The sequence below is a fragment of the Paenibacillus sp. NRS-1760 genome (assembly GCF_050467785.1).
Taxonomy (GTDB): Bacteria; Bacillota; Bacilli; order Paenibacillales; family Paenibacillaceae; genus Pristimantibacillus.
Genome location: NZ_JBITPK010000015.1, coordinates 88,335 through 100,833, shown reverse-complemented (window position 1 = coordinate 100,833; position 12,499 = coordinate 88,335). Strand labels below are relative to the sequence as shown.

Genomic DNA, 12,499 nt, shown 5'->3' with positions numbered 1-12,499 from the left:
CGCTCTTTATTCTCCAACCAGCTCATTGGCCTCAACGACATAACGATCAATTTCGCCGCTTTCCTTCAAACGAGCAATCGTTCCATCAATTTTATTAAGCAAATCTTGATTGCCCTTCTTAACAGCTATGGATACGCCAGCCTCTTCTACGGGCTGCTCAATCTTCACTTCAGACACTGCAATATCCGTTTGGGCCACTGCGTATTGATCCGCTACCGGTTTTTCTAGAATAATGGCATCTACACGACCGCTCTTCAGCTCCAAAATCAATTCAGGAATTTTAGCTAAAGCCGTTAGCTTCGCATCGGCGATTTCCTGTGCAATACCTTCTTGAATCGAACCTTTTTGAATACCGATTTTTTTGCCTTTCAAATCATCCAATGACTTGAATTGCTCAGCTTGATCCTTTTTCACCAAAACGCCTTGGCTAGTCAGGTAATAGATTTCAGAGAAATCAACGTTCTTTTTACGTTCTTCCGTAGGCGTCAGACCTGAAATAACCATATCTACTTTTCCTGTATCGAGTGCGAGCAGCAAACCATCAAAGTCCATATCTTGAATTTGGAGCTCAGCATTCATATCTTTTGCAATCTCTCTAGCAATTTCAATATCAAAACCTACGATCGTATCTTTACCGTCTATCATCTTATGGAACTCAAAGGGGGCGTAATCTGCACTTGTACCCAGGGTAAGCGTTGTTTTCTCTACTGCTGGAGGATCTGTTGCCGCGTTATTGTTCGTTGCAGCTGGCGTATTTTCCTTATTGTTTTGACCACATGCCGAAAGGACGACCATAACCGAAATAAGCAGCAATGATAATTTCTTTTTCATTTCCATCTCTCCCAATTCATTATCTGATTTAGTCTAAAATCCCCCGAATTGAATACGGAGTTAAATCTGTATACAATATACATATATGATGGTAGTAATTATAACATCGGTTTCCACTATCTACAATGTTTTTTTATGATTCTATTAAAAATTGTTATTTCAATGTGAGTTATTATGACACCTTTCGACATATTCACACACTTGTCTAATATCTGGATCAGATGATAAAATAGTGAAATCATCTACTGTACGAATGCATGATCATTCACCTAAGCCATTTATCTATCCCATATAAAAGTTATACAGCAAACAACTTCACCTCATTAAAGTAAGTTAGAACAGGGGAACCTACATGCAATCACCTAAATACCAATCGTTAAAAGACCATGTTTACGAGTATATCGCTCAAAAAATCCAAGATGGCACATTACTGCCGAATCAAAAAGTTAATGAAGCTGAAATTTGCAAAAAACTAGATATAAGCCGTACGCCTACCAGAGAAGCATTATTTCAACTATCCTCCGACAATCTCCTAGATTATTTACCTAGACGCGGCTTCACTGTCAAAGCCTTCGATTCCAAGAAAAAACTCGATTTTTCCCGAATTATTGGAGTGTTGGATGCACTCGCTGCTACCTTGTGCATTGATTTACTTCAGCAGCCTGACTTCATCGAAATGGAAAGGCTTGTCGACAAAATTGATCTTGATATTAGCAAGCTGTATTTCTCCGATTATCATATGGACCAATACAACTTCCATGATATTTATATAAAAAAATGCGATAATCCAGTATTAATTGAAACGTTGAATTCATTAAAAAACAGCTTTATTCGTCAATCCTATGCAAGTGAAGACAAACCAAAGCTCGCAAACGTGCTAAAGCAAGTAAATGCGGAGCATCGAAAAATTCTTAACTTGTTCAAAGAGAAGGATAAAGAAGCCTTGGAAGCTACACTTAAGCATCACTGGCGCATTATTGATACCGAGATGCTCTAATGCCATACAAAAAAAAGGCTACCAGCTTGAAGCTGGCAGCCTTCGTTTATGTACTTCCGAACCTATCACCTAGCGATTAATAGTTTATTAAACTCTAGCAATGGGAGCGGCTTATGATAGTAATAACCCTGCGCCTTGTCGCAGCCAAGCTGCTTTAGCTGTTCATATTGATCCAATGTTTCTACGCCCTCCGCAACCACCTGCTTTTGCAGGTCATGCCCCATCGACACAATCGTCTTTACGATAGATAAGCCGCCTTGATAGGCATCCATGTCTGTAATAAAGGAGCGGTCAATTTTGATAATAGCAATCGGCAGCTGCCTTAGCACACTTAATGAGGAATAGCCTGTCCCAAAATCATCAATGGCGATATGTATACCTAAAGCAACAAGCTCATCGAGCATTTTTCTAGCTACATTTAAATTATTAACGACCATACTCTCCGTAATCTCCAAGCATAACCGATCAGGCTCCAAGCCACTGCTGCGCAAAATCTCCTGAACCTTGTTTACGAAATCAGGCTGCATGAATTGTCTCGACGAAACGTTCACCGATAGCATAAAATCATTCCAGCCTTGCTCCTGCCACAGTTTACCCTGCTGACAAGCCTCCGCAATAACCCATTGTCCAATTTCATTAATTAATCCCGTTTGCTCTGCCAGCGTGATAAATTCTCCTGGATGCACCATGCCAAGCTCTACCGATTGCCAGCGAATAAGCGCCTCTGCCCCTATCAGCTGTCCGCTTGCCAAATTAATCTGCGGCTGATAATGGAGAACAAATTCCTTGCGTTTCAGTGCTTTGCGAAGATGCTTCTCCAGCTTGACGTCACGCTGTACTAGAGCAATCATCTCATTCGTATATAACCGATACTGATTGCCTCCGCTATGTTTCGCATTGTACATGGCAATGTCTGCCCTCTTGATAAGCCCATCAGAGCTGTCATCATCGAATGGATGGACACTAATTCCAATGCTGCCGCCTAAGTAGAAATCTTGCCCTTGAAGCGTAATCGGCAGCTGAAAGGCTAGATGAATGTTTTCGGCAAGCGACACGATCTCATCATATTCTTCCGCTTCTTTAATTAAAATAATAAATTCATCTCCGCCCAGACGGGCCAGCAAATGACGATGGTCTACGTTTTGACGCAGGCGCTGAGCTACGTCAATTAAAGCCTGATCACCAAACTGATGTCCAAGCGTATCGTTTATCAGCTTAAAGCGATCCAAATCGATAAGCATGACTCCGAGCAGCGCTTTTGATGATTTCACAGCTTTCAACGAAGCTTCCAGCTCTCGATTAAAATGATAGCGGTTGGGCAGCTTAGTCAATGTATCGTGATGTGCCAAAAAATGAATGAGACGCGACTCTTCCTGCTGCTGCGTAATATCCCGAATGACCATTAACAAAAACCAATCCTTGCCCTCAGCCATCATTTCCGTATCAGCCAAAATCGCACGTTTCTGGCCTTTTCGATTCACTATGGTCAGCTCACGGTTTCTCCATGCATCCTTCGGAAAGGAAGCAGCAAAGGCTTCCTCCATGTCTTTGCGTTCGTTCATAACGATGAATTCAGATAAAGAGCGATTTTCCAGCTCTTCTTCCTTCTCAAATCCAAGTATACGAAGCGCACCTGGATTAACTTCCTTCATGATCATATTTTTGTCGATCATAATGATGGCGGTTGGGGAAAAATGATAAAGCAGCTCATATTTTTTGGATGTAGAAGGCAAGAAATCATTTTTCATATAGACACGAAGTGAAATACTCCATATTATAGTTGTCAAAAAAATGACTGAATCTGAAATATAAACATAGGGCGAGAAAGCAGTATATACAATTAAGACCCCGATCGTCGCCAACTGGTAAAATAGATTGGCCTTAAACAGCACCATAAACCGTTTCCGATCTACGTTATTATTCGCTTTATAATGGGCTAATAAACAAATAGCTATATTAAGCAATGAATACATGACCAAAAAACCATAAATAACAGTCATAGCTGGAGCAACTTCGATTTGCTTCCAAAAACCTTCTATACGAACCCCTTCAAGCAAATATTCTCTTCCTCTTATGGCTAGAAGCAGAAAATACATTATAAATGGTATAAAAGCTATACCTATGGTGCTCCATCGAGAAAGCCGATGATAACTGTTTGTTGCCGTAAGATGAAGCAAAACGCTCATGCTTACCGCGGCTATAGAAGCTGGGTAAACCATATAAGCAGAAATATTCAGCGCATACTCGGCAGATAACAGCTGCTCGAGGTATTGAAAAAAAATCATGCTCGCCAGCAAACAAATGGTAAGAAAGGCAAGACGATTCTCAATATGCTTAGCGTTTCGTCTTATAATAACTAAAGCGGTGTCAATCATATACATGACGGGAAAGATAAAGAAGAGCAGAAGCATTATGGATTGATAGTCACTCATATGATGAAGCCACCTCGCTGAACATTATTCAAAAATACAATTCACATTTTTATCCAAGCAATAGTACCATTATAAAACTTAAATATCGGCAGGACAACGAGAAAAAGACGGCTAAACAGAGAGCTTCCCTGTCTAACCGTCTTTCGTTTCATAAGTGCGCCATGGCTCACGCGCAGGCTGCTCTTTGTTATTTCTATTTTCTGCCCTTAGCCGCGCTTCCACCTTTAAATGCGGTACTGCCTTTAGTCATGTTAGCGCTTTTAGCATTAGGCGTATTTTTATCGTCCGTTTTACCTTTTTCACCTTCAGCGCCTTTAGCACCTTGGTTTCTGCCAAATACCTTTTTCGCTAACTTCTTCTTTTCCCCTGCTTGCCAACGATTCCAGCCTTTTTTGTCCGTTCCTCTGCCGGTCCCGCCTTTACCCTTTGTACTACTCATATTATCACTCCATCATGTCTTCTATGCCGAGTTAAACCTCATAAAATGCAGCTAAAGCATCTATCAGAATCTTGTTCCTCGTTATCATTACTTATCAGTATACCATTAATCCTGCACTTGGATTCTTATGATGGCTTTTAAATTTTAAATTTCGTTATGCTCTTCGTTTGTTATTCTTAATAAACATGAACCTTATCGCTCATGATTTTCCGAAGAATATTTTTATGGCGCTCAGCTCTAAGGACCAAAGCCTTTAGCGCAGCTAACGCTTCACCAGCTTGTTCGAGGTAATACTCGTCGCCAAAAAGCGTGTATAATCTCATATAATCATTATATTCATCCAGCCATTCATTGAAGTAAGAAGAGATCATTCCCATCACTCCCTTAATTCGATTATAGAGCAAGAACATTAAGATTTTATGAAAAAAATAGGAGGAAAAACATAAAATCATTCTAGCTGTTTCTGTTCTTATCGTTTATAGTATATTTTAAAGTTTTCTGAATATTCCCAAAAATGTTTACGCACCATTAACAAATGCTGCCCCAATCTATTTATCCTTCTCTATACTATTAAATAGGAAATAACAGAAAAGTTAAATAGAAACTTCAGTTATAATTGTTTCTTATTTTATGGAAGAAAAAAACAGCTGCTTATTGACCAGAGAATGGAATCCTTTGTATTATGAATTTGCTGACAAATAGAAAGCGCTCACAGCTATCCCGCTTCAAGACATGTTTTATCTTATGAAGACTAGTATTTGAACTCATTGGAGGCCTAAAAAATGACATTAATCGATCAAAACGCAATTGTTCTATTTCAAGGCGACAGCATCACGGATGCTGGCCGCAACCGAAATGACTGGGCAAATCTAGGATCGGGTTATGCAAATCTTGTAACGTCTTTGTTTACGAGTAAATATCCTGAGAAACAAGCTACGTTTCTGAACCGCGGGATATCGGGTGACCGTGTCATTGATTTGGAGCGGAGATGGGAAGTGGATTGCCTTGATTTGAAACCAAGCCTGTTGTCTGTTTATGTAGGCATTAATGATACTTGGCGCCGCTATGACAATAACGATCCACTTAGCACGGAGGAATACTATACCACTTACCGCCGCTTGCTGAGCAGAGCAAAGGAGCAGTTGAACATTAAGCTTGTTCTAGTCGAGCCTTTCGTGCTTCCAGTAAATGATAGCCAGAAGCAATGGCGTGAAGATCTTGATCCAAAAATTCAAGCTGTCCGCGAGCTCGCTGGAGAATTTAAAGCCATTTATGTTCCGCTTGATGGTTTGTTCGCACAGGCTGCAACACAGACAGGACCGGCTTATTGGGCTCCCGACGGTGTTCACCCGTCTCCTGCTGGTGCCGCACTCATTGCTGAAGCATGGCTTCAAGCGGTCAAAGCATAAGCGATTTAGAAGGCTTCTGCTTAGAGACAGCGATACTGATAAAGAAAGGAGTAGGCGAATACGCAGCCTACTCCTTTCTTTTAGTAATTATTCATCAGCAGGGTAACGAAGACCCCACTGCTTCCTGATCGTATCCAGCGTCTCCATGATTGCTAGCGTCTCATCCAGCGGAATGATTGAACTTTCGAGCCTTCCCTCACGGAGCGCATTCATCGCTTCCTCAGCTTCAAATGAATAACCCTCTGCTTCACGGTCGTCCTCGATCGACTCTGCAGCACCCTGTTTCGGGTGCAAATATGCTGATTTACCGAACAAGAAGTTTGGCACATGAATATGCCCCTTCGTTCCATAAATATAAGCATCATTAACCATTTCCAGCTGTACCGCTCCATTCAGCGATGCAGTACGTCCACCTTCATATTCAAACAACAATGAAAACTGCTCGTCTACTCCCGTCTCGCCAAGACGAGCACTGCTCAGAATTTTGGATGGCGCCCCGCCGAAAATTAATGATGCGAAGGAAACGGGATAAATACCAGCATCCAGCAGTGCCCCGCCGCCCAGCGCAGGATCAAGCAGACGGCTTTCCGGCGCCCAGCCGATATCAAAGCCAAAGTCAGCTTTAAGCATTCGCACTTCTCCGATTTTACCATCCGCAATCCATTCCATAACCTTAAGGATTGGCGGTAAAAACCGTGTCCACATCGCTTCCATAAGAAATACTCGTTTTTCTCTGGCTAATGTAATGATTTCTCTTGCTTCCGCCGCATTCATTGTGAATGGCTTCTCGCAAATGACAGCTTTGCCAGCACGCAATAGGGCGAGCACATTTTCTTTATGGATGGGATGCAGCGTGCCCACATAAACAATATCGATCTCGGAATCTTGCGTCAGCTCTTCAATGCTGCCATAAGCGCGTGGGATATTATACTCTTTGGCAAAACGCTCTGCCTTCTCCAGGTTTCTCCCACCAACAGCGACTAGCTCCGCGCCCTCTGCAAATGCTAAATCTTTAACAAACTTTGAGGAAATCCAGCCCGGACCCAAGATGCCCCATTTCATTGTTTGTACCGACATATCCTTATTCACTCCTCTGAATAAAAAATGCACATTTGTTGTTTGCTCCCTATTATTGGTCGCTTCCACCACACCATCTCAAAGCCTGTTTTATCGTTGCTTGATACTCTTCCATCTGCAGCACGGATAAGAGATGCCCTGGTGTAAGCACGCAAACTCTTCCTTCACCTTGCTCCCTTATCCAGCCCGCTGGCTGCGTGCCGTGCTCTGACTCCGAAGTCATCAACACTTGAATGCGCTCGTCGATAACCTCCATAAAATAATGCTCGTCATGTACCGTAAAGTCCTGTGCATGCGCCTTGTCCCATGGCGTTTCGTCCTTATGAACGATCGTAACGGAACAAGCGGCCGGATGATGCTGGAATACCCCGCCTACAAGCTCAAAGAAAACAGACTCATCACGATAGCCCACCGTTCCTGCATGCAGCACCAGCAATCCTTTTCCTTGCTCAACATAGCTCTGGAATTGCAGCTGAATCTCCTCAGTGAGCCAAGGCGTTGTATCTGTTGACGACACTTGGTTCGACTTGGCAAGCACAACCACATCCTGCTGATCCATCCACCCTCGCGACCATTCTGATGCATGCTGGGTATAATCGAGCTGAAAACCTTGCTTGCCGAGCGGCTCCAAGCCTTCCTTGATCAGCTTGCCCGGGTGCCAATAATCGTCGCAAATGATGCCGATTTTCATCTCTATCATCCTCTCGCTTCTATATTAGCACTGCTCCTATAGAAATTGTTTTAAATTGTTAAAGCTAATAGCCAAGCTCTCAAACGGATCACGTCTGCATACATCCTGCTCGACTACATACCACTCTACTCCAATCTCTCTGCATGCTTCAATAATCGCTTTGAAATTTAAGTTTCCTTCGCCAATTTCAGCGAACACTTGCTTATAATCAACGATTTCCAAATCTTTGAGATGAACAACACCCATCCGGCCTTTAACCTGATGAATCGCATCCACCGGATTTACTCCGCCAACATGTACCCAATAGGTGTCGAGCTCGAATCCAACTGCAGACGGGTCACTTTCTTGCTGCAAAATATCCATTCCTGTTCTGCCTGCAAACTTCTGGTACTCAAACTGATGATTATGATAAATAAACTGCAAGTCATGCTCCTTCAGTTTTCTTCCAATTTCTGTCGCTTGCTTCGCAAAAGTGGAATAGCCCTCCCCGCTAGTGCGGTATTCATCCGGAATAGAGCCTAACCCAACATACTTACAGTTCCACAGCTTATGCATTTGCACGGTATTGTCAAAGTCATTGACCATAGAATCCAGACTTACATGCGTTGCACAAATACGAAGCCCTTCAGCATCTGCTAATTGCTTCACTCTTTCTGGAGCAATAGGGCCTATTCCCGATACTTGAACCGCTTCATAACCTATTTCCCTTACCTTGCGCAGCGTCTGCTCCAAATCCGCTTCATTCTGGCAATAGTCACGCAAAGTATACAACTGTACTGCAATATTTGATAAATTCATTTCTTCGCCGCCTTTATCATAGATTTGGGTTAGCTTACATGGTTATAGATTAATTGTAGCATTATTAATGAAAGCGCTACTTTACTGAGGTTAACCAAGCATACCCCGCCAATTGATTATAATTGACCAAAAGGACGCTTTTCTTTTAAAGGTGTTGAAAAAAGCGCAACAGGAGCCCCGCACTTTCGTGCTTGGAAACCCCTATTGCGCTTCGCAAACTATCTATTCGTTAACCTTCGATCAGCTTCTTGTAAGCATCCATTTGGCGCTGCAATTCTGCAAGCACCTTGTCGTAGCCAGCTGTTTTCAGCTTGCTGCGGAATTGCTCTACGGCTTGAGCCGGGTCTCCTGCTTTACCATACGTAATCGCTGGCCCCATCTCGCCCGAAACCTGTGTAATCGCCGTTAATTCAGCTTCTACCGGCGTTTTATCAAATACAAATTGGCCGTAAGGGTAAGGCTTTTTGATTTTGTCATATTCCGCATACAACGTTTCTTCGAGCTGATCCCAAGTTGTTACGCTCGGAATTTCGAACTTGTCGACACGTCCACCCCAGAAATCCGAATAAAATGAATCCTTAGCCTCGTTGTAGGCTGCTGGCTGTTGGCGTTTGCCGTCTTTCACTTCGTATTGAACGCCTTCCAAGCCGTAGTTGATCAAATGATAAATTTGCTCGTCATTGCGAATTAAATCATAAGCCATTAAAGCGCGCTCAGGGTTTTTGCTGTGCGCTCCAAGCGATGTTCCTCCGTGCGTGATGGAGAGCTCCGTCAAGTTATTGCCGCCTGTACGAGCAAATGGGAACATTTGCAGCTCAGAGCCGGGTTGATCCTTATCCATATTAACGCGCAGCCCGCCAAACGTTTGTGTATGATGCTGATCTAGTCCCGACAATCCAGCGCGCAGTGCGGAGCGGTTGTCGTTTTTGTTGTTCAGCACATCCTCGCGCCAGTAGCCTTTATCTGCCCATTCCTTCATTAACGTTGCGAAATTAAGGAATGTGTCTTCGAATACAGGGCTCACTACCGTATATTTCTCTTCAAATGATTTGGTCGTGTACACTGGCAAATAGCCCGTTGAAATTGGAAGCTCTAATTGATCCGTATAGGACGCTGCATACCCGCCAAATGTGCTTGTTGCTGCAACAGCATCCCAAGGAATGACGCCTTCTTTGTTATCTTTAATATATTGAAGGTATTTGCCAATGCCTTCCCAGTCTTTAATTGGATCCGTTATGCCCGCTTCCTTCGCCCAATCTCCACGGTAGAAGAAGCCATGGTTAACCCACTGTGTGTAATCATTTTCTGGAATCAGAACGATATTCCCTTTATATTTGCTCTCCGACCAGTCCTCTTCAGGAATTGAATTCCAGGTTTGCGGCGCATATTGCGGCAATAAATCATTCAAATTCATAAACGCGCCACGCTGTGCATTGCCCCATGTATCAAGCCAGTCCGTACCAATCGTAATCAAATCCACCGCTTCGCCGGATGCCAGCAGCAAATTGTATTTCGTCTGCCAATCTGCCCACTCGACCCATTTCCACTCCAGCTCGGCGTTGATTTTTTCCTTCATCAGTTTATTAACCTCAGCCAGCACCTTCTCGAACTGACCGTTTTTCGGCTTATCGCCAAGTACGACATAGCTGATTTTTACGAATTTGGACGTATCAGCTGCTTTATTACCATCTTCCGTGTTCGTGCTCCCCTTATTGCCGTTTTCCGTGTTCGTACTCCCTTTATTGCCGCTTTCCTTTTTATCTCCGTTGCTGCCGGAACAGGCCGCAAGGCTGATGATCATCATTACAGCGATTAGCAGAGCGGAAATCTTCTTGACGTTCGACATCTCACTTCTCCCCTTTGTTTTCATGATTCGGGCTTCGCCCTTTATGTGAAGAGACCCTTGCAGGCCTGCGGCACATCAGCCTTTTACAGCACCTACTGTAATTCCCTTAATGAAATACCGTTGCACGAATGGGTAGAACAAAATGACAGGGCCGGTCGCAACCACCGCGGTAGCCATCTTCATCGATTCCAGCGGCATATCACGAAGCTGCACATTAGATGCAGCGGACGAATTGCGGATAAAGTCAGCGCTGGTTACCACATTGTACAAAAACAGCTGAAGCGGCCTGTACTTCATGTCCGCCGAGAGGAACAGCATCGAGTTGTACCACTCATTCCAGTAGCCAAGGGCGATAAACAGCCCGATGGTTGCTAACGCCGGCGTAGTCATTGGCAAAATCAGCTTTAGAAAAATGGTAAAGTCGCCTGCTCCATCGATCTTCGCTGATTCGGTAATGGCATGCGGGATTGAACGAACGAAGCTTTTCATCATGATGATGAGAAAGGGACTAAGCAGTCCCGGAAGAAGGATAGCAAGATAATTGTCCTTCAGCGTCAAATATTGCGTCATCAGCAAGTAAAAGGGCACAAGACCGCCGGAGAACAGCGTCGTGAAATAAATGAAAAACGAAATGCCATTTCGATAGCCGAAGTCTGGGCGCTGCAGTGCATAACCCGTCATCGCCACGAGGAAGAGACCAAAGACCGTTCCAACAATGGTGATTCCCATCGTGACAAGGTAGGAGCCAATAATGAGATCGGGGTTTTCGAACACGATTTTGTAGGCAAAGGTGCTAAAATCGCGCGGCCACAAGTTGAAGCCGTACTTCTTAATCGTGCCTTCTGCTGTCAATGAGGTGCCAAGCACGAGCAAGAAGGGCAATAAACAGCATATCGAAAAACATGTAATGAAAAGATAACCAAAACCTTTGACGATGATGCCACTTATGTCTGTCCGAATGCTGCGTGATTCATCCCTATTTTCCATATGTGACACCTCCTAAAATAACGAGTTTTCAGGCGAGGCCTTCTTCACAAGCCAGTTGGCTGTTAAGACGACTACAAAACCGAACAAGGATTGATATAAGCTTACTGCGCTGCCAAGTGAGAAGTTGAAGTTTGTCATCAGGGCACGGAATACGTAAGTCTCGATAATATCCGTTGTTGGATATAGGGCTGTGTTGTTTGCGCCTACTAAGTTGAAAAACAAACCGAAGTTGCCTTTAAGAATGCCGCCGAGCGAGAACAGCATCAAGATGATGAACGTTGGCTTTAGCCAAGGAAGCACGATGTAAATAATGCGTTGGAAGGCATTGGCGCCGTCAATTTCGGATGCTTCGATAATTTCGTTGTCCAGCCCCATGATGGCTGCAAAATAAATGATCGAACCGTATCCAGTGGACTGCCATAGGTAGGTGAGTACGATGATAAACGGCCATATTTTCGGATCAGAATAGGTTTTGACAGGCTCCATGCCTAACGATTCCAGCAAGCTGTTCAATAAGCCGTAGTCATAGCTCAAGATGTTGTAGGCGATAAGCCCGATTAGAACGGCTGATATAAAGTGAGGTAAAAACATAAGCGTTTGCGTGATCTTCTTGAACCATTTGCGCCGAATCTCATTCAATAGAATAGCTACAAAAATTTGCATGACATTTCCCAGCACGATGAATACCAAATTGTAAGCTACCGTATTAAATGAGAGCCGCCATAGATCACCATTCATGACGAGAAAGCGAAAGTTGTCAAATGCAACAAACGGGCTTTTGAAGATGCCATCGGAGTAGTTGTAATTAATAAAAGCTAGATACAAGCCGGGCATCGGCAAGTAAGCGAATATAAGAAAGAAAGCGATGGCCGGCAAACACATGATTAATAACGTTTTGTTGTTCCAAAATCGTCTAAGCTTGCCGCTGCTCATTCGCTTCTGCTTCCTTTGGGGAGCCCGCTCGACTATGGTCGTTTCCATCCTTCTTCCCC

11 protein-coding genes and 1 pseudogene are annotated in these 12,499 nt (G+C 43.6%); 2 read left to right on the top strand and 10 right to left on the bottom strand.

Annotated features, from left to right (window positions below):
- Positions 1–6 precede the first annotated feature (6 nt).
- Entirely contained in the window at positions 7–831 is an 825-nt protein-coding gene (locus tag ACIFSR_RS24275) for a transporter substrate-binding domain-containing protein (protein WP_339205203.1), read from the bottom strand.
- A gap of 352 nt (positions 832–1,183) precedes the next feature.
- On the opposite strand from ACIFSR_RS24275, the gene ACIFSR_RS24270 reads away from it, so the two are divergent.
- Positions 1,184–1,828, top strand: a complete 645-nt coding sequence (locus ACIFSR_RS24270) for a GntR family transcriptional regulator (RefSeq protein ID WP_339205204.1) — start codon at positions 1,184–1,186, stop codon at positions 1,826–1,828.
- A gap of 65 nt (positions 1,829–1,893) precedes the next feature.
- Here ACIFSR_RS24270 and ACIFSR_RS24265 read toward each other — a convergent pair whose 3' ends face one another.
- From ACIFSR_RS24265 to ACIFSR_RS24255, 3 genes and pseudogenes are all read right to left on the bottom strand, one after another.
- Entirely contained in the window at positions 1,894–4,260 is a 2,367-nt protein-coding gene (locus ACIFSR_RS24265) for an EAL domain-containing protein (RefSeq protein ID WP_430060593.1), read from the bottom strand.
- Positions 4,261–4,614: 354 nt separating this feature from the next.
- A pseudogene (locus ACIFSR_RS24260) lies at positions 4,615–4,699 on the bottom strand (DUF3934 family protein); the annotation flags it as partial.
- Positions 4,700–4,875: 176 nt separating this feature from the next.
- Positions 4,876–5,070: a hypothetical protein gene (locus ACIFSR_RS24255; RefSeq protein ID WP_076270361.1), complete on the bottom strand. Its 195-nt coding sequence runs from the start codon at positions 5,068–5,070 to the stop codon at positions 4,876–4,878.
- A 411-nt stretch (positions 5,071–5,481) separates the two neighbouring features.
- Between ACIFSR_RS24255 and ACIFSR_RS24250 the strand changes: the two genes are divergently transcribed.
- A complete protein-coding gene (locus ACIFSR_RS24250) occupies positions 5,482–6,108 on the top strand; it encodes an SGNH/GDSL hydrolase family protein (RefSeq protein ID WP_430060590.1) in 627 nt (208 codons plus the stop codon).
- Positions 6,109–6,195: 87 nt separating this feature from the next.
- Here ACIFSR_RS24250 and ACIFSR_RS24245 read toward each other — a convergent pair whose 3' ends face one another.
- The 6 genes from ACIFSR_RS24245 to ACIFSR_RS24220 all read right to left on the bottom strand — a co-directional run bounded on the left by ACIFSR_RS24245 (position 6,196) and on the right by ACIFSR_RS24220 (position 12,440).
- Positions 6,196–7,185 (bottom strand): Gfo/Idh/MocA family protein, encoded by a 990-nt coding sequence (locus ACIFSR_RS24245; protein WP_430060587.1) that lies wholly within the window; start codon positions 7,183–7,185, stop codon positions 6,196–6,198.
- Between the two features lie 52 nt (positions 7,186–7,237).
- A complete protein-coding gene (locus ACIFSR_RS24240) occupies positions 7,238–7,885 on the bottom strand; it encodes a ThuA domain-containing protein (protein WP_339205208.1) in 648 nt (215 codons plus the stop codon).
- Between the two features lie 27 nt (positions 7,886–7,912).
- Complete coding sequence (locus ACIFSR_RS24235; protein WP_339205209.1) at positions 7,913–8,674, bottom strand: sugar phosphate isomerase/epimerase family protein; 762 nt, start codon at positions 8,672–8,674, stop codon at positions 7,913–7,915.
- 229 nt (positions 8,675–8,903) lie between these two features.
- On the bottom strand, positions 8,904–10,520 hold the full coding sequence (locus tag ACIFSR_RS24230) for an ABC transporter substrate-binding protein (protein WP_339205210.1): 1,617 nt from the start codon (positions 10,518–10,520) through the stop codon (positions 8,904–8,906).
- A gap of 75 nt (positions 10,521–10,595) precedes the next feature.
- Positions 10,596–11,507 carry a carbohydrate ABC transporter permease gene (locus tag ACIFSR_RS24225; protein ID WP_076270355.1) on the bottom strand — a complete coding sequence of 304 codons (912 nt, stop codon included), beginning with the start codon at positions 11,505–11,507 and terminating at the stop codon, positions 10,596–10,598.
- A 12-nt stretch (positions 11,508–11,519) separates the two neighbouring features.
- Positions 11,520–12,440 (bottom strand): ABC transporter permease, encoded by a 921-nt coding sequence (locus ACIFSR_RS24220; RefSeq protein ID WP_076270425.1) that lies wholly within the window; start codon positions 12,438–12,440, stop codon positions 11,520–11,522.
- Positions 12,441–12,499 lie beyond the last annotated feature (59 nt).

What these genes read in the sequence shown, in the direction of transcription:
- ACIFSR_RS24275 (WP_339205203.1), bottom strand. Translation starts at nt 831, where the DNA reads ATGAAAAAGAAATTATCATTGCTGCTTATTTCGGTTATGGTCGTCCTT.
- ACIFSR_RS24270 (WP_339205204.1), top strand. Translation starts at nt 1,184, where the DNA reads ATGCAATCACCTAAATACCAATCGTTAAAAGACCATGTTTACGAGTAT.
- ACIFSR_RS24265 (WP_430060593.1), bottom strand. Translation starts at nt 4,260, where the DNA reads ATGAGTGACTATCAATCCATAATGCTTCTGCTCTTCTTTATCTTTCCC.
- ACIFSR_RS24255 (WP_076270361.1), bottom strand. Translation starts at nt 5,070, where the DNA reads ATGATCTCTTCTTACTTCAATGAATGGCTGGATGAATATAATGATTAT.
- ACIFSR_RS24250 (WP_430060590.1), top strand. Translation starts at nt 5,482, where the DNA reads ATGACATTAATCGATCAAAACGCAATTGTTCTATTTCAAGGCGACAGC.
- ACIFSR_RS24245 (WP_430060587.1), bottom strand. Translation starts at nt 7,185, where the DNA reads ATGTCGGTACAAACAATGAAATGGGGCATCTTGGGTCCGGGCTGGATT.
- ACIFSR_RS24240 (WP_339205208.1), bottom strand. Translation starts at nt 7,885, where the DNA reads ATGATAGAGATGAAAATCGGCATCATTTGCGACGATTATTGGCACCCG.
- ACIFSR_RS24235 (WP_339205209.1), bottom strand. Translation starts at nt 8,674, where the DNA reads ATGAATTTATCAAATATTGCAGTACAGTTGTATACTTTGCGTGACTAT.
- ACIFSR_RS24230 (WP_339205210.1), bottom strand. Translation starts at nt 10,520, where the DNA reads ATGTCGAACGTCAAGAAGATTTCCGCTCTGCTAATCGCTGTAATGATG.
- ACIFSR_RS24225 (WP_076270355.1), bottom strand. Translation starts at nt 11,507, where the DNA reads ATGGAAAATAGGGATGAATCACGCAGCATTCGGACAGACATAAGTGGC.
- ACIFSR_RS24220 (WP_076270425.1), bottom strand. Translation starts at nt 12,440, where the DNA reads ATGAGCAGCGGCAAGCTTAGACGATTTTGGAACAACAAAACGTTATTA.